This window comes from Vibrio sp. Isolate24 (assembly GCF_022398215.1).
Classification (GTDB): Bacteria; Pseudomonadota; Gammaproteobacteria; order Enterobacterales; family Vibrionaceae; genus Vibrio; species Vibrio coralliilyticus_A.
The window spans coordinates 163,512-184,284 of the sequence record NZ_JAKEUU010000001.1 but is presented as its reverse complement, the minus strand read 5'-3'; the positions used below and the strand labels follow the sequence as shown (position 1 = coordinate 184,284).

Here is a 20,773-nt window from a genome sequence, read left to right as displayed (position 1 = left end):
TCAAGGACGAATATGTTGGAGCAGGTTATCGGGATTTTATTCCCGGTTTTCGCGTTGGTTTTAGTCGGTTTTTCTGTTGGACGCTGGCTCAAACCTGACTTTCGCCCAATCAATCGCATCAATATGGATGCGTTTACGCCAGCATTAGTGTTTTCGTCATTAGTCTCTATGCCGTTGGACACCGAACAAGTCCCGTTGCTCAGCGCTGCATTAATCGCGGTACTCTTGCCGGGGGTTTTAATGATCCCCATCTGTAAACTTGCAGGCCTGCGTTATAAAGCATGGGCTCCCCCTCACATGTTCCGCAACAGTGGTAATCTGGCGATTCCACTCTTCACCTATACCTTCGGTGATACAGCCTTGGCGTCCGCAGTGCTATTGTTCGTTGTTTCAGCCTGTATCCACGTGAGTCTTGGACTCGCGCTGCTAAGCGAAGGAAACCCTTTTAAGCAAGTCATTCGTATGCCGGTCTTTCTCGCTGCATTTGCCGCCATGGTGCTTAACCTAGGCGGGTTCGGTGTGTGGGAACCGCTTTATGAAGCGACGGCATTGCTTGGCCAAGCAGCAGTGCCAGTAATGCTACTCTCACTGGGTGCACAGATGTGTAATATGCGCTTGAGCGGGCTTAGAGTGGGGATTTTCTGCACTCTTCAGTCTCTGGCAACGGGTGCGGCTGCTTTCTGGGTAATTTATACCTTTATCCCTCTGCCAGCCATGCAGCTACAAATGATGGTGCTGTTTACTATGCTACCGCCCGCTGTCATGAATTATATGTTTGCAGAACGATTTAACATCGAGCCGAATCGTGTGGCATCTATGGTACTGTTTGGCAACTTCTTCAGTATTCTAACCTTACCACTATTATTGACTTTCGCTCTGTCCCTCGGCTGACCATTCTTCGGGATTAGTGAGCATTGTTTTCCCTTTGAATGTTTCAGCACGGACGTCCTGTGGATTATAAATGGCACAAGATTCCATCGATAAACAGCCACAGCCTATGCAGCCTCCAAGGTCATCCTGTAATGCTTTAAGCTGTTGAATTCGATGATCCAACAAATCATGCCAACCTGAGGCCATGCGCTCCCATTGCTGACGATTGGGGGCTTGATGTTTAGGTAAATGAGACAGGGACTGGGCAATCTCTTCCAGTGTCAGTCCGACTTCCTGCGCTGCTTTGATTACAGCGATTCGACGTAACACACTGCGGTGATAGCGACGCTGATTGCCTTGATTTCGCCAGCTGAAGATAAGCTCCTTCTGCTCGTAAAAGTGGAGCGCAGAGACTTTTACCCCAGCACGCTTTGCGACCTCTCCGACGGTCATTTCCATATACCTCTCCCTCCTTTCTGCTATTTCAGTTAAATAAACACAAAAAAGCGCTTTACCTTAAGTTAACTTGAGGTTTTAGAGTAACACCAAGTTGGCTTGCAGTGGAGAATAACAATGCAATTAATTATGAAAAATAGAACCATGCCCTACTTGAGTGGCCGTTTCTTTGATGGAATTTCTTCCGGTTTATTTATGATGGCTTTACCTTGGGTCATGCTCGAACCGCCAGGCATGGGCCCTTTTGTGGCTATGGTCGCCTTAGCGTGTACAGCCATTTCTTTTTTCCTGACCCCTTTGTTTTCCACTCTTATCGACAGGCATTCAAGAAAATCGCTACTAGTACTGGTTCAGATTTTACAATCATCGACAGCCGCCATCGTCATGTTGGCCTACGGATTAGGCATTGAATCAAACTGGTTGCTGGCTACGGCACAATTAGTCTTCTGGGTTTCAAGCAACCTTGCTTGGACTGCAAACAACGCTTTTACACAGGAAAACTATGACCGACATGAGTACGCGGCGATTTCAGGCAAACAGGAAATTATTCTACAGGGTACTACGTTGGGTGCTGGTGCGTTGGGCGTTGTCTTACTGCAAATCTGGGGCATGCTCGAATTTGCGGCGTTTGCCGCGGCAGCGTCTGGCTTATCAACGTTAAGCTATCTAGTGACGCCATATCGTCAGAAATTGCGTCAGAACAAAACCACATCCTTTATTGGCCAAATGAAAGAGAGTAAGGAGATATTCACCGCTCAGCCTCGCTTTTACGCATTCTTATTACTCTCAGCATTGAGTTATCCTATCCTGACCTTTTTGGGTAAGCTGGTGCCGATCTGGTTTTCAGAAGTCGGGATCTCGGGAGACTGGTATGCGGGCTACAACATTGCCTTTGGTTTAGGATCATTGATGACAGGTTTGTTTGTCGCCAAATTGCTCAAGCTGGCATCTCACCAGTCCACCATGCTCTACTCAATGGCCATAGCGTCCGTAATGCTGATTGGTATGAGCTTCTCTGCCCACCCAGCATACTTATTGATATTCACACTGTTCTTCGGTTCATTTAACGCACTCAATCGCATTGCCCGAACTAACTGGATGCACCACACAATTAGGGTCGAGCAGAGAGGTCGAGCCGATGGTGGCCTACAAATGTTTGCGACCATGGCACAAAGCATAAGTTATACGGTGATCGCATTCTTAAGCCATTACGGCCTCACACAATATGGCTTCATGCTGGCTGCGGTCACCATGATTGGGGCTGTGCTGATGATGAAACAGTTAAACAAACGGGACGATCTTGCTCCTGAGATCGTGGTTCAAAACTAAAAATTCATCAGGCAGTCTGAGAAATTCAGACGGCTTTTACAAAAAATAATAAGAATACGCACCTACTAGGTAGGGATATCCCAATATTTCGCCTAAGTTTATTAGGTAGAACAGTGAATATACCACCAAGGAGTTGGTGCATGTTTAACAGTGTTGCCGAAAAGTTCAGTCAGTACAATCCTATCCAATGGGTTGTGCTCTTCTCTCTTCTTGCCTTACCCGCCGCGATATACTTATTTCATGCTCAAGCTTGGCTTGGGCTACTACTTCTTATTCTTTACCATAGCGTGATACTAGCGATGTTTTATGCTTTAAGTCAGATGCTTAATCAAGTACGAAGTGCTGCGAGACAGCTCTCAGAGGGTGATCTCACGATTCGTATCCCAGTTGACGATCCCGACTCACACTCTCTATATCGTACCGTCAATCGAATTGGTGAAGATATTTCTCGCACCGTTCACGCACTTGGAAAATCGACCGACCGATTGCTCGATGTTGCAAATACCGTTCAAGAAGATTCTGAAATATCACAAGCTGGGGCTATCGGACAGAAACAAGACGTCGACAGCGCGAAATCCATTACCAGCCAGCTTTCAGACATTACCCAACAAGTCTCTGAACATTGTGAATCGACCGCTAAGTTAGCCAATGAAGCTAAATACAAAGCCGATCAAGGTTCACGCGACATGGTGGCACTGGAAGAAGCACTCAACAGCGCCAACCAACACATCGAGAATTCTAATGAGCATTTTCAGTCTTTAATGGAAGAAACCACACAAATCAGCCAAGTTATGGAGACCATAAGCAGTATTGCTGATCAAACCAACTTACTGGCACTCAATGCCGCCATTGAAAGTGCACGAGCAGGCGAGCAAGGGCGTGGTTTTGCAGTGGTCGCCGATGAAGTCCGCACTTTGGCGATGCGAACTCAGGAAGCTACTGAAGAAATCCATGAGAAGATCAGTAACCTTCAAGCAAAAACTGACGATGTACTTGAAACAATGAAGGAAAACAAATCTAGTATGGACAAGTCTCTCGCTCTAGCTTCTACAGCAGAGGAGACATTCAGAGAGCTCAATCTTCAAATTGATGAAGTGCGCTCATATGGCCAGCAGATTGCTAGCTCTTCAGAAGCTCAGCTGAATCAAACTCAAGATCTTGATCATTGTCTTCAGCAAATAACCCAAGAGTCAGACAACAACGTACAATCTACTCGCGAAACATTACGTGCCAGTATTACTGTTCGTAATTTATCTGGTGAGATTAACTCTTTACTTCATAGATTCGAAACGGATCACAAACAAATCCAACAAGAAGAAGCCAAGCGCGACAAGCTGATGGAGTGGAATGATCAATTGGATATTGGGTTGGACGAGATCAACCGCCAGCATCAGACTCTACTTCATTTAATTAATGAGCTGTACCATTTACTCAGACACAATTATGGGCTGCCTTCAATCAAGCGTGTCGTTCAAGGCCTTATCGACTACACGGCTAATCACTTCAAGTACGAAGAAACACTTTTTGCTCAAATTGGCTATGAACAAACGCAGGAGCATATTGATAAGCACGCCCAACTTGTCAATGAGGTGCTAGCGTTTCAGAAACGGGTTGAACGTGGGGAAGACATCGGTGAAGAGTTGATGAGCTTTCTCAAAAACTGGTTAAGCCATCATATTATGAGGGAAGATAAAGCCTATACAGATAGCTTCAAACGAAATGGATTAAATTGAACCGTCACCAAACTGCACAAAGCATTACCGCTCAGCATATAGGCTTGTCGCAAACCTACTAAGGCCAATGAAAAACGCCCGATGAAACTCATCGGGCGTCCTACTTAACCAGTTAGATAAATTTTTATCTATTAACGGCTTTCTAGCTCTTCGAAAATCGCTTCTGCATCAACGACACCACCGGAAATAGATAGCGTGCTGAATGGCACAAGATCCTCAGGAGAAGACGGCTTCTTAACCAGCAACTCAGGATAAGTACGTGCTTTACTCATCAGTAGTTCTTTAAGCTCGACTGCCGATAGATCTGGGTAATGAGACCATACCATTGCCGCTACACCAGAAACGACTGGTGCAGCCATACTTGTCCCACTGTACGCAGCATAATTGTTGTCTGGTGTTGAAGAAAGGACTCGGTAACCTGGCGCGAATACATCCACGGTTTCCTGACCAAAGTTACTGAAGCTTGCAACTAATGAATCATCAGCATATTTCGCTGAAGCACCGATATCCATCCAAGTTGAAATTGGCTTAGACCATGAATGCTTAGCAAAACGGTTCGGGAAACTTGGTTTAATATCGTTATCATTACGACTATTACCTGCTGAGTGTACAATTAGCACACCTTTACGCGCAGCATAACGGAAAGCATGGTCAACAATGAACTTACGTGGTGAGTAGCTCTTACCAAAACTCATGTTGATAATTTTAGCTCCATTATCAACAGCATAACGAACCGCGTTCGCGATGTCCTTATCCCTTTCATCACCATTTGGTACCATGCGTACCGCCATGATTTGCGCGTGATCGGCAAGACCATCAATACCAATACCATTACGACGTTCTGCGGCAATAATACCCGCTACGTGGGTACCGTGCGCACCAACTGGCCCTTTAACGTCATTATTACCATAGCCCTTCTCCCACGGGTTATTGATGTCATCCATTACGATGTCACGACGCGTATCGAAATCAAGGTTGTAGTGGTAATCGAGAGATTCTTGGTAACGGCTTCTGCGTGACTCTAGGTAATCAAATGAGTACCAAGAATCAAAGACATTGAGTAAACCTTGTGCCGCTTCAACAACTTCAGGGTTAGAGTGCGTTAACAAAACTTGTAAGCCATCTACAGTGAAGTCTTTGTGGTCAGTCAATTGAGTAATTTGATCTTTGTACTGATTGGCTTGTTCAGTAGCGGAATTGACTAGATCCAGTGAGCTCTGGTTATACTCCACCGATTCTAAGTAATCTGCTTCAACGGCCTCGTAGTATTCACGCTTTTTACGAGGGATCCAATGACCTCCTTCTTTAAGCTCTAAATATTTTTTGTACTCACGAGTGACTTCTAGCGTGTCTTGATCAACATTCACACCCAGCGAGTTACCAAGAAAATTCCATCCATGAACATCATCGATGTAGCCGTTGCCATCATCATCGATACCATTACCCGGGATTTCGTCTTCATTGGTCCAAAGTTTGTTTTTTAAATCTTCATGGTCAATATCAACACCAGAATCAAGCACCGCAACAATCACAGGCTGCGGTTTTAGAGGGGGTAATAGAGACTCATAAACATAGTCAGCACCCACACCTTGAAGACTTGAGTAATTCGCTGAAGCATTGAACCAGTCTCCACGATCGGCGGACGGGTTGCTCATCATGCGCATTGAAAATGGCGCGATAGGTTTAACTGGCTTGGGCGAGTAATCTTCAACAATATTGCCTTTTACGTCTTTGATAAAAGGTGAGTTTGCTGGAACTGGTTCAACACTGACGCTGGCTGAAACCGATGCTGAAGCCATGATAGCGACAGCAAGTGCGGAAAGCTTATATCCGTTTTTCATTCTGTTACATCCTATTTAATTATGTGCTTACAAAGCGAACAAAAGATAAAATGCAACTCATATAAGATCATTCACAAAATCAATTAAATGAGTTTAAGATCTCACTAACATAGATATTTACCGCCTAAAATTTGAGATAAATTCTATTAACAAAAAAATCACTTATATAACGAACGGCATTTATTAAGATGTTGTTTTCATTGATACAATTAAATAAATCGTCTCATTAACCATTTCAATTAAAATAACAGTTTACAAACATAAACCTCATAAAGGGCGTTATATTTAATTTCTATAATTTTATTTTTAAAAAACTCAGTAAAAGATAAGTATGATGGAATATATCTCTCTTAATTCATTATCCTTTATCAGTGTTTGTTGCTACTGCACTAGCAACACTTGAGCAGACACTCACAGAATTGCCAAGCTAGCTTGAAGTCTAATCATCTCCTGCTTTACTAGACTGAGTACTAATCTGTGGAATGAATTCGACAAAGACATCTGAGGGTCCCGCATGGAACAGAACAAAGCCTTTCAGGAACAGATCCCCAATAACCATTGTTTTGGCTGTGGATCTGAAAATGCGCTCGGGCTGCAAATCAAGAGTTACTGGCATGGAAGCAATGAGTCTATTTGTACCTTTACACCGTTACCTCATCACAGCGCAGGGCCACTACACTTTCTTAACGGTGGCATTATTTCTACCATTATTGACTGCCATTGTGTCTGTACCGCTATTGCCAAGGGCTATAAGATGCAAGACAGAGAAATTGGCTCAGGGGAAGCCATTTGGTTTGCGACTGGTAGCCTAGATGTGAAATTTCTCAGACCAGTGCCAATTAATGAAGATGTTAAGCTCATCGCTTCCATCATCGAAGCAAAAGATAGCAAGATCGAACTTCAATGTGAGCTTTTTTCTGACGGCATACTTTGTTGTCAGAGCCATGTGGTCGCCGTAAAAGTACCGAGTGAATGGTTCCAAACAAGGGGTTAACCAAAAAAGCCAGCGTAACAATCGCTGGCTTTCTCCTGCTAGACGAATTAAAACTTGTAACCAGCACCAATCATAAATACCCATGGGTCAATAGAGACATCAACCGATTGAGTACCTAGCGTAGCATGATCGAATGTGGCGGTTGTATCGATATCCGCATACCAAACTGCGCCATTGATAAACCAGTCCTCGTTTATCATGTAATCTAAACCTACATTTGCTGCTAACCCCCAAGAATCATCTAACTTAAGATTACTTAAGGTTGCCGCTGTACCGTTACTGTTAAAACTTTCATCAAAGAAGGTGGTGTAGTTAATACCAACACCGACATACGGACGAAGCTCGCTGTTCGCTTCACCAAAATAGTATTGAACCATAAACGTAGGTGGTAAGTGCTTAGTTTCACCAATATCTTGATTGAGCAAATCCGTTGAAATGGTATGTTTGAAAGGTGTTGCAGCAAGCACCTCTAAACTAATGTTATCTGTAAACATATAACCAAAAGTAAGACCGATTTGTGTGTCTGAGTCCACTTGAAGCTCTTTATCAGAACCTAAGATTTTATCACTGCTGTCGTTTGGAGAGACCATCGCCAATCCCGCGCGAACAATAAAGTCACCTTCTTGGTGAGCAAGAACATTACCGGAAGCAAGCGCAGCAACCACTGCTAGGCCACATACAGTTTTTTTCATTGTTGATTTCCTTACGTAGGGCTTATTTTAATTAATGATTGAGGGAATCTTATTTATTGTGGAGTGCAAACTAGCACACAATAACCCTACTATTTTGATGGAAATCAATTTGTGAAATTTATGGATGATCGATTTACATTTGTCTCGATATGATCACTTTTTCGGTGCAATTTGATGACGTTTATGTAATACAAAGCTTATGTGTATCACAAATAAAAAAAGCTCCCGAAGGAGCTTTGGGACTCTAACCATTTAACTGGTTGTCTTAGAGTCATTCTGGCTGGCCAGTTGAATTTCTTGCTGTCGAAGCATGGTGTCCAACTCGTCACGGCGGGCTTTAAAAGCCATCATTTCATTTTTCGGAACTGAGCTCGCCATTGGGATATTAGCTGTCATCGCATTGACTGGTCGACCTCGGTCAATGAGTTCATAGTGAATATGCGGCCCTGTAACTCGGCCGGTCGCACCCGATAGACCTATTCGCTGACCACGAGAAACTTTCTGGCCTTTACGCACTAAAATCTTACTCAAATGAAGATAGCGAGTTTTATAGCGGCTGCCATGCTGGATGACAACGTAATTGCCTGCATAAGGATGTTTACGTGTCATGACAACGACACCATCGCCCGTTGAGACAATTGGCGTACCTGTTGGAGTAGCCCAGTCGGTCCCATTATGTGGCGCAATACGCCTCGTTACAGGGTGTTTACGCGTAGGGTTAAAATTAGAGCTTAGGCGATAGTGACCACTCACAGGCTTACGCTGGAAAGCGCGCTGAAGGCTATTACCATTCTTATCGTAATATTGACCGTCTGAGTGAAGATAAGCCGTTACCTCTCTTCCACGGTTATATATTTTTACCGCCTGGAGCTCTTTGTTACCCGTCAATTGGTCGCCAACATATTGCTTGGAAAGCACCACCTCGAACACATCACCCGCACGCAGATCACGGGAAAAGTTAAGCTTGTCTTTTAATAAAGTAACAATTTGCTCGTTTTCAACACTACCTAAACCTAAACGATGTAAAGACTGAGAAAAACTACCTGCAATTTCTCCCACCAGCGCCTGTTCTTTCCAAGTACCCGGAATCTTCACATCAGTAAATGCATAGCTACCATCGTCAAGTAGGCTATACACTGCTCGTTCAACAATGCTGAACTCAAGTTCCATTTTTGCAAGCCGCTTAGTTTCGGCGTCTTGCCAGAATCGTAGGGTATTTCCCGGTTTTAACGTATCCAGAGCGAGATAGTTCAGATCTGTTTCCATTATCTTCATCAGCTCACTATATCCGAAGCCGAGCTGATCAAAAATCGTACTAAGATTATCGCCTTTGCGAATCACATATTCATAATTCGGCATTTCCTGAACCACATCCGTATCGTTAAGCAAATCATTAACGATGGTCGATTCAGGTAGCGAAAGATCAATAGTGCGCTGATATTGGCTGCTTTTGTTTGTTGCAGATAGCATCAATATGGCAACAATAGGAAGACTCAAAAGCATCACTTTTCTCGACTTGGAGAGCTCTCTAAAGCGAGATGTCAATCTTTGGGACTGCACAATTTGACCTTTTACATGGTTAAAACAAAGGCATAAGGGTACGAATTTCTACTCGGCTTGTCACCTAGGGAATGTCATGTTTGGATCAAAAAAAGGCGCAAACGCGCCTTATAGATGTGCCTCATGAATGATAGTAATCACTCACTTTCATATGTATTTATATTACTTATAGGTTAAAACTAGCCCGTTATCGGAACCAAATCCGTTTGGTTGATACTGATCTGCATTCGGATCGTTAATCCATCTTTCGTTATCCACCAAGTAACGGAATTGGAACTGACTATCCTTTGGCAAACGTGTTTTGAACTTATACGATTTTGATTTAGCCACTTTTTTCATCTGCGTTGGCTGCCAATCTAAGAAGTCAGCTACAATAGCCACCGATTGTCCAACCTGCTCTTCCGACAGCTCGAACGTCACTTCAACTTCATCTTTAGTTTTAAAGAAGCGCTTATTAATCATGATTTACTCCATTAACGACAATAACAAATCCATCTCATAGCTTGTTAGGCCAAATAATAAGTAATCCGTACCACATGCACAATACCGTATTGAACACTGATTACTCGACACGCTCTAGGCTATCTTGCCCAGTCAGTTCGAAAAGTATAGCCGTTGAAATCGTTGGTTCTTGCGCCATTGATTGATCAGCATCACGTTGTTTAATAATGAGACGGAGGTTGTGCTGCTGCTTCTCAAGTGTCTCCACCACTATTCTGTCTCCCAAAAATTGCGCTTCTCTTGAAATCATGCGCTTTCGAAACTCGTCATAATGAAATGTGGCAAGATAGTAGAACACACCGGAGCCTTGATTTGAGACTGTCAATATCGAAGCCAATAAAGTTGGTGTCACCTGAACCATCTGCTTGGTATTCACGGTAATGGTACCCCGCTCAGCACCATCTTCATATGTGCCACTGGCTAACCCCGTCTCTGGGTCAAGCTTTTTCATAAAGGAATATGCCTGACTATCAGGTACTTTCACTGTCCATGGGTTAGTAGTTGAAATACCAAAGACAGAATGCATAACAGCGTCGCTACTTGCAGCTTGATTAGGAAACTTAGCCATGATCTCTTCATCAGAAAGACTAAATCGATACAGGCCGGCGATAGTGACAACTATTAATAAGAGAATAGGGATCAGAAGGATAAGAGGAATGGGTAAAAAGCGCTTTTTCATCTTGGAGTATGTCTTATCAGATATTTGATACGGGTAAGCGCCATGTTAGCAGCAAGGCCAAAGAGATAAAATGGGACATCAATATTCACTAGGAAAACAGCAAAAATGAGACAGCAATTGTGCTGGCTCATTTTTTATTTAGAAACAAACTCGTTTATAAAGCATGATCGAGTTGGTATTTACCAATCATCTCCCCCTCGCTGTTTAAGAAACGTTGATAGGAGAAAGGTGAAATATCAACGCAAGTCGGCAAACTTCTCACAAGCTCATCGAGAATTCTCCCCGTTATCGCTGATGTCAACATACCAGTTCGGAAATGCCCGCAAGCATTGAGGTAACCCTCCACTCCCGGCACTGGTCCGATAATCGGTAGCTCATCTGGAGAACCCGGACGCAGCCCTGCCCAACAACGTTTGATGTTCATGTTTTTTAACGCAGGAATAGACTTCATGGCTCCTTGTCCTAACTGCTTGATGTATTTGATGTCATTACTGGTATCAAAGCCTCGTTCTTCCGTTGTCGAACCTATCAGGATCTCACCATTATCTTTCTGCGCGATATAGCAATCACTGGTCGTCAAGCAACCGTTGAGTAACTTCGGTAGTTTCTCAGTAATAATGACCTGACCTTTCACTGGGAACACCGGCAGCTTATAGCCTGTCGCCCATTGACTGATCGTCTCCGCCCAAGCACCTGCAGCGTTGACCATCATTTTACACGGTAAGACACCTTGTTCAGTTTTTACTGCTGTGACGCGGTTGCCCTGTCTCTCGATTCCAGTCACTTTAGTATTGAGATATAACTCAACCCCATTTTGGCGTGCAGCTTCCAGATAGGCTTCGTTAAGGCGATATGGGTTAATTTGGTGATCACAGTCGAACTCCATCGCGCCAATAGCCTCTTTGGAGACGTTAGGCTCCTCAGCATGCAACTCCTCTTGTGAAACCCATCGAACATGGTCATGACGATCAGGGACCGCTGCTGCGATCTGTTCAGCGTACATACGATCATATTTATCGAACATCACAAACTTTAGCCCTGTGCGTTCAAACTTGAAGTCAACACCATGCTTTTCAACCAACTCTTCATAGAGAGCCGGATACATTGCGTTAGACATCATCGCCATATCGAAGAAAGGTTCAGGCATGATATGAGGATTCATTTCCGGCGCTTCATTCGCCCCCGACTCCTGCATTTGTTTGGACAATGTCTTAAATAAGATAACGCCACAGCCTAACCCTGTTGACTCACCCATTGCCCATAATCCCCCAGCTGATGCTCGGGAAGCATTTCCAGGATATTTAAAATCAACAACGGCTATTTTTAGATCCTTCTGACGGCTCAGGAAGTAAGCAATGGATGCGCCAATAACACCACCACCACAAATGACTACATCGTACGCTTTCATTATTCCTCCTCCAGCGCTGAAAATGGGATTGGATCAAGTGGAAACCTTGGGCGAACTAAGCCTTGCTCCTGACTGAACCCTTCTTTCTTTAATCTGTCGTAACAATAATGGGAGCAGGTCTTACCCTGACAGTCACCCATAGTCGCTCGAGTACGCATTTTTAAAGTGACAATGTCTCGACATCCTTGAGCAATCGCATCATCGATGGCCTTTTTCTTCACTTGCTCACATCGGCAAATCACCGTGTCTTCATCAGGCAAAGAGAGTAGCCCTAGTTCGCGGAAACCGGCATTATCAAACGCTTGACGGAAGCGATAGAGACGAGACAACTTACGGCGCATTGCTGCAATGTATTGCTCTGCATCTGCGCCCCCCAGTTTTCCCATCTCACAAGCAATGGCTTTCGCGGCGATTTTACCCTCTAACATAGCGGCATCTGCACCTGCAATTTTGGCACTATCTCCCGCACAGAAGATGTTTTTCTGACTGCTACGCTGCCATTCATCCACCACAGGGATTGCACCACTCATGTGGTCATATTCTATTTCCAGCCCAATTAATTGAGCCAATTGCGAGCGCGCAGCAAAACCGTATCCTACCCCCAAGGTATCAACGACATGCGTGACCGCTTGAGAATGATCTGGGTACCAGTTGTCATCATACGGTGCGACCGTCACTTCATTCAGTTGGCGAACGCCTTCTGCTTTGACTAGCCCCCACCCATAATGCAGTGGAATGTTATGTTGCTTGAGGTACCACATCATAGACAGGCCATCCAACGCTTGCTGAGGACGATTAAGCATCGCCAGCGTTTCTTTAGCTATTGATGAAAACTTAGCCGCTTCATAAATGGCCTCAACCTGACAACCTGCTTTATGTAACTGGCAAGCCACCAATACCAGCAGTGGGCCACTGCCCGTAATCACCACTTTATTGCCAGGTCGGACTAAGCCACTCTTCAACTGTAACTGTATGGCCCCCAACAGCATAACACCCGGAAGCTGCCATCCAGGGAATGGAATGCTTCGCTCCTGACATCCTGTCGCCAACAACAAATGGTCATATTCAATATGAGATAGCTTGTGATCATGAGTAACCAATAAATTGTTTTCTCCTAAAGGCCCAAGCACTCTTGTCTGGGTTTTTAAGTCGATAAAAGATGCGTTACTCTGATAATCCTCCTGCAGTTTGTCCATCGCAGTGGTTAATTTTTCATCTAGGTGGGGCATGTCTGCTGTTTTGCGCCATGGACCACGATAGATCACTCCACCTGCTTTAGGGGCTTCATCAATAACGGTGGTATGAATCCCAAAGCGTGCCAATTCAGTCGCTGCCGACATGCCTGCCGGTCCACCACCGATGATCACCACTTTCTTCGTCATAGCTCACCCCCTTGCTCCAGCACAAAATTACGGCTGGTCTCAACCTTCATATCAGGTTTGACGATAGTCTGACAGGCTCTTTGTTTGTGGCGACCATCGATATGCAGAAGGCAGCAATGACAAACTCCCATACCACAATATGGACCAGACTCTGCACCATAATCGTTGGTCATCAACTGACGAATGTTCGAAGCCAATAAAGCACTGAGCACGCTCTCTCCTTCAACCGCCGGAATCGGTTTTCCATCAACATTAATGGTGAAGGGCTTATCGAGCACCTTAGTAATATCTTGGTTTCTTTTTGTAATAGATTTCATATACCTCTCCAATGCAACAAAGCGCATACGCATCATACCCATAATAAAGATAAGGAAAATGATCAAAAAAGACGCACTTTCAATTTAAAAAGAACCATCACAGTTATTAAGGGAAATACTTGTGCTACTAGTCAGTATCTCATCAGACCACTGCTGTTATAGGAGCGTAAAAGAATGGGTTATTTAGAAAGGTGGACTTCAACATACGGGGGAAATTGATACACGCTAGGCATTTTTTAAACCTAAATGCACATGTCAATGTCATGAAATTAACTCTAGATGACATAAACAAAGTGTTGGACTTTAGATTCTTCAAGTTCAAACAATCTATCCAACATTTCCTGATTCAGTGTACTTCCTCTTTTAATAAGAATATTGCCATTGGGCAGAGAAACATCTCGTTTAATTTCAATTCCTGGTTTTAGATCGCTAAGACTTACACAACATTCCAGTGTTCTCGAATTATTCCTACGTTTATCTTCCAACATATGAAAATAGGCCTTAAGAATGACAGGATCATAATGAATCTTTGATTTCTCTTTCATCACACTCTCAGCAACTGCTGGCAAACAAAGCTTTGTTCTATCACCATGATTCACTGTGAGATAATGATAATCCTTAACCACTCTTATGAGCCTTGCTAAAACAGGTATTTGCTCTCCTATTAATCCTTTGGCAAACCCTGAGCCATCAACATTTTCATCCTGATACTGTATACCTGAGAGAAGCGGCTCAAAGAAAGCATTAGAGGAAAACAGTTCCGCAGCTTTGGGGCCAAAACTACAAGGTCCGATATGATGTGCTTCGTATACCGGTGACGACTGCTGGTTCAATTGGCAAAACACCAATCCAATCGGGTGAAGTAAGGCCGCTCTATAGGCCTGATCACTAGAGACATCAGAAGATGACATGTAGCTGACCAACTCCTTGGCATGATTCGCTATGCGCAATAGATCTGGCTTTTGAAGGTAGCCACTATCTACAATAACGTTCACCAGCACGTTTAATGTGCTGTGCATTAACTCGTTATACTTATGGTTTACGCCTTTAGATTTCAGCTCTAGCCCATTAATATACTGACTCTTTTCCGCAAGTTGCCTTTTTAAACTCTCATTATCTCGCTGAAGCTTTGTATTAACGACTTCTTGATGCTTCACATACTTCTCAATACCCCCCATCATCTCAAACTGGGACTTGAGTCGAGATAATGTCTTCTTTACCGCTTCGTTTTCCCAAGGTTTAGACAGTACATAACTGATACTTCCTTCGTTAATTAAAGCCATGAAATCATTATTAACAACACGACTTGCCAAAGCGACTCGTACCGCACTAGGTTGAACGTGCTTAGCCTGAGAGAAGAATTTAGGTCCATTCATAGAAACCATATTCAAATCTGCAACAATGAGAGAAACTTCGTGATCATTAAGGTATGCAAGAGCATCGACTGGATTATTGAATGCCACAACACAGAAATCTTTTCTCAATAAACGTGAAAGCGCACGAGTTATCTGTACTTCGTCATCCACAATAACCAGTTTTACTAAACTCTCCTTATCCATACGGACTTCCCTTTCAATTGATAGTTAGTTTGATATTGGCAAATGTACGGTGAACTTAGTCCCTTTACCGACTTTGCTCACAACATCAATTTTACCTCCATGGTTGTTCACGACACCATGACAAATAGATAACCCTAGCCCTGTATTGCTTGTCTCTGCTCGCGTACTAAAAAAAGGTTCAAATATCTGAGATATATTTTCTTCGGGAATACCAATACCACTGTCAACTATATGAATGACTAACTCTTTTTCTGAGTTACTTGTTATTACCTTAATTGCCCCCAGTTCATTGCCAATAGCCTGTAAAGAGTTCACAAGTAGATTCACGAAAAGCTGTTCAAGTTGATGAGAACTGCATGAAACCAGTGCATTTTCAGCACCATAAGACTCAATAATCTGACAGTTAGACTCGATGCGTTCTGACAGGCTCTCAATCGCAGATGATAAAATGACATGAACATCTTTCAAATCAAACGGCTCATCACTGTAATCTGAAAACGTCTTGATATTGGAAAGGATATTATCAATTTTTAAAGCCCCTTCGGATGTCGCTTTAATCAGCTCATCACTATCTTCAAAGACAAAGTCCAGATCTTCCTCCGCACAAATTCGATCTATCCGATTCAACACTTCCTTGGCGACTACAGGATGCGCAGATGCCGCAGCAGCAAACGTTTTGTATTCCGTCACTAAAGTTTTAAAAAAACGATTGTAATCTTTAAGCGTATTAATATTACTCAAGACATAACTGATAGGCCCATTGATTTCCCTCAAAAGTCCAGAGCTGACTTGACCTAAATTCGACAACTTTTCATCTCTCTCTAACCTCGCTTCCATCTCTTTAATACGCTGATTTGACTCAACAAGAGAATGGTGTTTTTTCGTCACTTTGACTAAGGCATCTTCGAAACGCGTTAACACTCGATTGTACTGGCGTGCAATCATTCCAACCTCTGACGTTGGGTCGTAGCTAATTCGTTGGGTAAAATCACCACTCGCTTCTTGATGCTGCATGACCGTCACTAAGTCATAGAGCTCGCTACTGGCTTCGTGCGAAGAGATATTCAGCCCAACTACCTCTTCATCCTGCGGCACTCTCAAAGGAATCAACTTATTAATTAAGTAGAAAGCCAAATAACTGAGAGGAAAAACAAATGCACTGGTTACGCTAATGCCAAATATCTGAATCACGATTTGGCTGAGTCTGTCTTCAGCGACCAATAATCCTGAAAAAGCGTCTTGAGGAGCAAAAAAGGCGACAGCCAAAGTGCCCCAGATCCCATTCGCCAGATGAACCGGTATCGCACCTACTACATCATCGATCTTTTTGCGGATTAAAAAATGGTGGGCAAAGGTATAAATCACAGCCGCAATCATACCTATTGCCACCGCACTAGGGGCATTGACTAAATCACAGTTGGCAGTGATCGCCACTAAGCCCGACAAAATACCGTTGCAGAAATGGGGGACGTGTACTCGCTTAACCAAATACAATGAAACTAACGCTGATGTCAGCCCCCCCATCGCCCCGGCAAGGATAGTATTGAGGATGATATTAAAAGTATTGGCACTAAACGCGAGTGAGCTGCCAGCATTGAACCCTAACCACCCAATCCATAAGAACACGACCCCTGTGACGGTCTGTACTAAGCTACTGTGGTGGAAGGTTTTACCGTCCTTAAAACGATCTAATCTAGGGCCTATCACAATCACGGCAGCAAGTGCTGCCCAGCCACCAACTGCGTGAACAGCGGTTGAACCCGCGAAATCTACAAAACCGTATTGAGCTAACCATCCGTCGTCTGCCCAAATCCAGTGACCGACAGTCGGATAAATAAAAGTTGCAATTAAGACAGAAATCGCAATATAGCCCTTCAAGCTACCTCGCTCTGCAATCGCTCCAGAAATAATGGTGACTGATGTGGCACAAAAGACCATCTGATAGAAAAAAAATGCTCCTTCATCGACAGTGTTAAATGCTGGGAGCATGAACTGACTGGTCCCAAGTAATCCTTGCCAAGAATCACCAAACATAATGCCGTAGCCAAGCAGCCAATACAGACCCAAGACCACCGCTAGGTCGATTAAGTTTTTTGCAGCAACATTGACAGTATTTTTTCTGCGCACCGTTCCCGCTTCTAACAGCAAAAAGCCAACCTGCATCAATAAGACAAGTAACGTACACAAAAATACGAACAATGAATTCATAATACTTATATGTTTTCAGCCATTAGATTAGAAAGCTGAATCTACACCCATGTGATTGCATATAAATATTAATATAGTCGTAAATTCAACATATTGGCTCAGAATAGCGATTTAGAGTGACTGGAGACAGAGAGGGATTAAGTCGTGGTATAAAAGCGTGTTATCTATATCAAATATCTTCTGAGTACATGGGAAGCTTACGTGAGCATTGGGCGAGTATGATTACCCTGACAGCAGTCGTATCATTGCTCCTACCAAGGTGCTCGTAACAGAAATCAATAAGCTCATCCAGTAAGCGTTCAACCCAAACCATGTGGCTTTGAGTGTGAAATTCATATCCTCGGTGGTGTCGATGATATAAGGCAGACTTCCGACTCACCTAACCATTTTCATAAGCGAAATAACTACTTGAAAGAACCTTTGTAGTAGGTATTTCAAACTCATTGGTGCCCCGAAATGAGTTTCGACCATGACTTCAGAACAGGCTAGCGCACCTCGTTTAATCAAATTACTGTAATCGAAAGAAAAAGCGTATGCGCCCCATGAACCCACAGGGCGATATTACTAATGTTTAAAGTTCCGAGGCAGGAGTGTATCGATATCTGGCTCTGGTTTTGCCATTTCAATTCTCCTTTGAGTAGGAGTCTTGATCTTATTCTTCACGCCTAACTATTTGAATGCGGGCTTCATGACGCGCTTACAAATTAAGAAGCAAATAGAATAGGAAAGGTATCATGTCGATGCTTTTTTGGTTTTGACTGAATGTGCATTACATACACACTCAAAGGACTATGTATCTTAGAGCTATTACATGGATAACTGCATTTAAACTCGATACTGGCATTCTCTGACCAAGCTAACACAATCGTTCATTACCTTTTGGCCAAATGGTGTAAGCCTCCCGGATTGTTCAATCACCTCAACGGTTTGAAAAAACTTCTCTGTGAAAGGAAGCTGGTTATTCGCTTCATTATAGTGACTACTAATATCACTCTGTTTGAGCTCAATATCAGGATTGGACAACAAATGGTTAAAGCCATAGATGGTTCGTGCAAGCACAAACATCGCATGATATACCCCGCTGATCGGTCTCTCGTCCTTTCGAAATGGGGTATAAAACACTCCGTCATCACTGGTGATAATTGGCTCTTGATGCCACAGTTGATAGAGTAAGTTATGGGCTGCTTCATGAATGATGTGTTCTGCTAAACGACTCCAGTGTTCAACATCGCTTTTTAAATAGCGAATATTGAACATACCGAGCATACTCAGGTAGCTACCTGCATTAACATGCGGCGAGCTGATTATGTGTATTTGAGATACAACCGTGTTTATTTCCTCATACAAAGCAGGGCAGGAGCTCTTTATGTATGATAAACACTTCTGTACTTGCTCTAGGGTATACTGAAACTGGTCTCTATTAGGAGTGGTGATCCCTTGGTTTCTTTCCACCAAATGCTCGCCATAACACTCCATGTGATCAGCGGCTATTAATGATTGAATAACTTGGTTTGTAAATATCTGGTATCGCTCACCAAAAGGGACAATTTCAAGAGAGCTCGGACTCTCAGAACCCAACTCCTTGAACAGATGATCGAATGTATCCTGAAGTTTGAAATCGGATCGCTCTACATTCCTGGCCATATACTCATGGTATAGGAAGGCTTGCGGCATGTTTTTACGTAAAGCAGAGCGGTTTTGAGTTAGGAATGTCTTAAGCTTCGAATCATCCCGCCCAGAGTATTCATAAAGATAGTTAAAGCTGTCTGTAATTCCATCCAAGTTAAGGTCGATAATGGTATTGGCATTGTGTGAATTAGGGGTCGCCCAGTTTGTTTTTGTAATGTCCATTTACTTGAAAGCCTTTGGGTAGTTTTGGGTGTAGTAATGCTCAAGGTCATCATCGCCCTGTTTGAGAGCGTTTACTGATTCCTTTGAGAAAGTGATAAACGCGAGAGATAGGATAATGAGTACACCCATGAACATGACAAGGTTATTGATATCAAGGAGCGTGTTATCCAGTATGTAGCTGAACGTAAAGCTTCCGATCGGAATGCTGAGTATACATAGCGTGAAAATAGCGGATTCAATTCGAGCTTTATAATCATGTGGTACGGCATGACCTCTCAAAGAGCTAAATGGTATGCCTTTTATAGTCAATCCCATCCCAGAGCAGAACAGAGCGAAGGCTTTGAGATAAGCGTGCTCAAGTGAAGCGAAACCGATAACACCAAGTCCTATCAAACATCCTCCCAATAACACTTGATGGTATCGGGTAAGCCAAGCGGTAGCTCTGATCGATATCGTTCCTCCAAGAATCATTCCTATTGCAATCGCTGATTCAAATAGAACGACATAACCCACGTTGTTATTGAGTCCGTGTTGAACATAAATTGGGATGATGACCGATACCAAGGGTGTCAAGATGAAATTGCCCACCATCGCAGATAGGCAAAACATGACCTCCGGCTTTAGTCTTCTAAGACTACGAAACCCTTGAGTGATTTGAGTTGCTTTATTTGGTGTTTTTTTGCTTTCAATGGGTGCTTTAGGGAATGTCATAGATAGCACTAAGACTAGGGAAAGAAAGTAAAGAGTCGCGGTAACATACAGAGAAACTTCTACCCCGATGGCATAAATAACACCCCCACCGATGACCACGCCGATAATGACTTGCAACGAGTTTAATGTGGAAGAAAGGCCAATGGCCTTTGTTAGCTTCTCTTTACCAACGAGTAAGGGGATAAGACTATTTGGAGCAGCTGAGATAGCACTGTTAAAAATCGAGAGGAGTGAAACAATGAGTATGCAGCTTAGCAGTGATTCATAACAATAGGCCAATAGAGCTGAAGCTAAAAGAGAGCCAATGCTAGAGACCAGAATAATAGTTTTTTTTGAGTACATGTCCAGTAGAAAACCGGATATAGGTAAGAAGCATATATTCGCAATCCACATGATCGCGACTAAAGCGCCTACGCTCTCAGCTTGACCGAAAGACTGTACTATCGCCCATATGATGACAATTGTCGTACTACGAAAAGCAACGATGGAGGCTAAGTGAGAAAAAATATATAGATAATAGTTCATCAAATCGCCTCCATTGACTAGATTAGTTCTCGACGACCTTCAGTACAGGTGAGCCGTTTTTTTTTACTGAAAATAGTTTCGATTTGTCTAGCTTCTTCATGACATATTCCTTATGTGATTCATTGAAATGTAACAACCGTGTTAATTGATTGTTGCA

17 protein-coding genes are annotated in these 20,773 nt (G+C 43.3%); 4 read left to right on the top strand and 13 right to left on the bottom strand.

Going from position 1 to position 20,773, the window contains the following annotated elements; all coding sequences use genetic code 11:
* Nucleotides 1-12: 12 nt before the first annotated feature.
* Nucleotides 13-891 carry an AEC family transporter gene (locus L1D23_RS00830; RefSeq protein WP_239863685.1) on the top strand — a complete coding sequence of 293 codons (879 nt, stop codon included), beginning with the start codon at nucleotides 13-15 and terminating at the stop codon, nucleotides 889-891.
* On the opposite strand, the gene soxR is transcribed toward L1D23_RS00830, so the two are convergent.
* Nucleotides 862-1,329 (bottom strand): redox-sensitive transcriptional activator SoxR, encoded by a 468-nt coding sequence (gene soxR / locus L1D23_RS00825; protein WP_239863683.1) that lies wholly within the window; start codon nucleotides 1,327-1,329, stop codon nucleotides 862-864. The two genes, L1D23_RS00830 and soxR, sit on opposite strands and share 30 nt — an antisense overlap.
* A gap of 114 nt (nucleotides 1,330-1,443) precedes the next feature.
* On the opposite strand from soxR, the gene L1D23_RS00820 reads away from it, so the two are divergent.
* On the top strand, nucleotides 1,444-2,655 hold the full coding sequence (locus L1D23_RS00820) for an MFS transporter (protein WP_239863681.1): 1,212 nt from the start codon (nucleotides 1,444-1,446) through the stop codon (nucleotides 2,653-2,655).
* Between the two features lie 140 nt (nucleotides 2,656-2,795).
* Complete coding sequence (locus tag L1D23_RS00815) at nucleotides 2,796-4,388, top strand: bacteriohemerythrin (RefSeq protein ID WP_239863679.1); 1,593 nt, start codon at nucleotides 2,796-2,798, stop codon at nucleotides 4,386-4,388.
* A gap of 131 nt (nucleotides 4,389-4,519) precedes the next feature.
* Here the strand turns inward: L1D23_RS00815 and L1D23_RS00810 are convergent, their stop codons facing one another.
* Nucleotides 4,520-6,229, bottom strand: coding sequence for a S8 family peptidase (locus L1D23_RS00810; protein ID WP_239863678.1), 1,710 nt, complete (start codon nucleotides 6,227-6,229; stop codon nucleotides 4,520-4,522).
* 514 nt (nucleotides 6,230-6,743) lie between these two features.
* On the opposite strand from L1D23_RS00810, the gene L1D23_RS00805 reads away from it, so the two are divergent.
* Nucleotides 6,744-7,223, top strand: coding sequence for a PaaI family thioesterase (locus L1D23_RS00805; protein ID WP_239863677.1), 480 nt, complete (start codon nucleotides 6,744-6,746; stop codon nucleotides 7,221-7,223).
* Nucleotides 7,224-7,270: 47 nt separating this feature from the next.
* On the opposite strand, the gene ompW is transcribed toward L1D23_RS00805, so the two are convergent.
* The 11 genes from ompW to L1D23_RS00750 all read right to left on the bottom strand — a co-directional run bounded on the left by ompW (nucleotide 7,271) and on the right by L1D23_RS00750 (nucleotide 20,616).
* Nucleotides 7,271-7,915, bottom strand: a complete 645-nt coding sequence (ompW, locus tag L1D23_RS00800; RefSeq protein ID WP_239863676.1) for an outer membrane protein OmpW — start codon at nucleotides 7,913-7,915, stop codon at nucleotides 7,271-7,273.
* Nucleotides 7,916-8,167: 252 nt separating this feature from the next.
* Nucleotides 8,168-9,418, bottom strand: a complete 1,251-nt coding sequence (locus tag L1D23_RS00795) for a peptidoglycan DD-metalloendopeptidase family protein (protein WP_239865340.1) — start codon at nucleotides 9,416-9,418, stop codon at nucleotides 8,168-8,170.
* A gap of 219 nt (nucleotides 9,419-9,637) precedes the next feature.
* Nucleotides 9,638-9,937 carry an isoamylase early set domain-containing protein gene (locus L1D23_RS00790; RefSeq protein WP_239835990.1) on the bottom strand — a complete coding sequence of 100 codons (300 nt, stop codon included), beginning with the start codon at nucleotides 9,935-9,937 and terminating at the stop codon, nucleotides 9,638-9,640.
* Nucleotides 9,938-10,037: 100 nt separating this feature from the next.
* On the bottom strand, nucleotides 10,038-10,655 hold the full coding sequence (locus tag L1D23_RS00785; protein WP_239863675.1) for a hypothetical protein: 618 nt from the start codon (nucleotides 10,653-10,655) through the stop codon (nucleotides 10,038-10,040).
* Between the two features lie 154 nt (nucleotides 10,656-10,809).
* A complete protein-coding gene (locus L1D23_RS00780; protein WP_275667187.1) occupies nucleotides 10,810-12,063 on the bottom strand; it encodes an FAD-dependent oxidoreductase in 1,254 nt (417 codons plus the stop codon).
* On the bottom strand, nucleotides 12,063-13,445 hold the full coding sequence (locus tag L1D23_RS00775) for an FAD/NAD(P)-binding oxidoreductase (RefSeq protein ID WP_239863674.1): 1,383 nt from the start codon (nucleotides 13,443-13,445) through the stop codon (nucleotides 12,063-12,065). The genes L1D23_RS00780 and L1D23_RS00775 overlap by 1 nt, the downstream gene beginning before the upstream one ends.
* A complete protein-coding gene (locus L1D23_RS00770; protein ID WP_239835987.1) occupies nucleotides 13,442-13,762 on the bottom strand; it encodes a (2Fe-2S)-binding protein in 321 nt (106 codons plus the stop codon). The genes L1D23_RS00775 and L1D23_RS00770 overlap by 4 nt, the downstream gene beginning before the upstream one ends.
* A 275-nt stretch (nucleotides 13,763-14,037) precedes the next feature.
* Nucleotides 14,038-15,321 (bottom strand): HD domain-containing phosphohydrolase, encoded by a 1,284-nt coding sequence (locus L1D23_RS00765; protein ID WP_239863673.1) that lies wholly within the window; start codon nucleotides 15,319-15,321, stop codon nucleotides 14,038-14,040.
* 24 nt (nucleotides 15,322-15,345) lie between these two features.
* Complete coding sequence (amt, locus tag L1D23_RS00760; protein ID WP_239863672.1) at nucleotides 15,346-17,529, bottom strand: ammonium transporter; 2,184 nt, start codon at nucleotides 17,527-17,529, stop codon at nucleotides 15,346-15,348.
* 825 nt (nucleotides 17,530-18,354) lie between these two features.
* Nucleotides 18,355-19,380 (bottom strand): HEXXH motif-containing putative peptide modification protein, encoded by a 1,026-nt coding sequence (locus L1D23_RS00755; RefSeq protein WP_239863671.1) that lies wholly within the window; start codon nucleotides 19,378-19,380, stop codon nucleotides 18,355-18,357.
* Entirely contained in the window at nucleotides 19,381-20,616 is a 1,236-nt protein-coding gene (locus L1D23_RS00750) for an MFS transporter (protein ID WP_239863670.1), read from the bottom strand.
* Nucleotides 20,617-20,773: the final 157 nt, after the last annotated feature.

Excerpts from the sequence above, each read along its gene's own strand:
- L1D23_RS00830 (WP_239863685.1), top strand. The coding sequence starts at position 13 with ATGTTGGAGCAGGTTATCGGGATTTTATTCCCGGTTTTCGCGTTGGTT.
- soxR (WP_239863683.1), bottom strand. The coding sequence starts at position 1,329 with ATGGAAATGACCGTCGGAGAGGTCGCAAAGCGTGCTGGGGTAAAAGTC.
- L1D23_RS00820 (WP_239863681.1), top strand. The coding sequence starts at position 1,444 with ATGCAATTAATTATGAAAAATAGAACCATGCCCTACTTGAGTGGCCGT.
- L1D23_RS00815 (WP_239863679.1), top strand. The coding sequence starts at position 2,796 with ATGTTTAACAGTGTTGCCGAAAAGTTCAGTCAGTACAATCCTATCCAA.
- L1D23_RS00810 (WP_239863678.1), bottom strand. The coding sequence starts at position 6,229 with ATGAAAAACGGATATAAGCTTTCCGCACTTGCTGTCGCTATCATGGCT.
- L1D23_RS00805 (WP_239863677.1), top strand. The coding sequence starts at position 6,744 with ATGGAACAGAACAAAGCCTTTCAGGAACAGATCCCCAATAACCATTGT.
- ompW (WP_239863676.1), bottom strand. The coding sequence starts at position 7,915 with ATGAAAAAAACTGTATGTGGCCTAGCAGTGGTTGCTGCGCTTGCTTCC.
- L1D23_RS00795 (WP_239865340.1), bottom strand. The coding sequence starts at position 9,418 with ATGCTTTTGAGTCTTCCTATTGTTGCCATATTGATGCTATCTGCAACA.
- L1D23_RS00790 (WP_239835990.1), bottom strand. The coding sequence starts at position 9,937 with ATGATTAATAAGCGCTTCTTTAAAACTAAAGATGAAGTTGAAGTGACG.
- L1D23_RS00785 (WP_239863675.1), bottom strand. The coding sequence starts at position 10,655 with ATGAAAAAGCGCTTTTTACCCATTCCTCTTATCCTTCTGATCCCTATT.
- L1D23_RS00780 (WP_275667187.1), bottom strand. The coding sequence starts at position 12,063 with ATGAAAGCGTACGATGTAGTCATTTGTGGTGGTGGTGTTATTGGCGCA.
- L1D23_RS00775 (WP_239863674.1), bottom strand. The coding sequence starts at position 13,445 with ATGACGAAGAAAGTGGTGATCATCGGTGGTGGACCGGCAGGCATGTCG.
- L1D23_RS00770 (WP_239835987.1), bottom strand. The coding sequence starts at position 13,762 with ATGAAATCTATTACAAAAAGAAACCAAGATATTACTAAGGTGCTCGAT.
- L1D23_RS00765 (WP_239863673.1), bottom strand. The coding sequence starts at position 15,321 with ATGGATAAGGAGAGTTTAGTAAAACTGGTTATTGTGGATGACGAAGTA.
- amt (WP_239863672.1), bottom strand. The coding sequence starts at position 17,529 with ATGAATTCATTGTTCGTATTTTTGTGTACGTTACTTGTCTTATTGATG.
- L1D23_RS00755 (WP_239863671.1), bottom strand. The coding sequence starts at position 19,380 with ATGGACATTACAAAAACAAACTGGGCGACCCCTAATTCACACAATGCC.
- L1D23_RS00750 (WP_239863670.1), bottom strand. The coding sequence starts at position 20,616 with ATGAACTATTATCTATATATTTTTTCTCACTTAGCCTCCATCGTTGCT.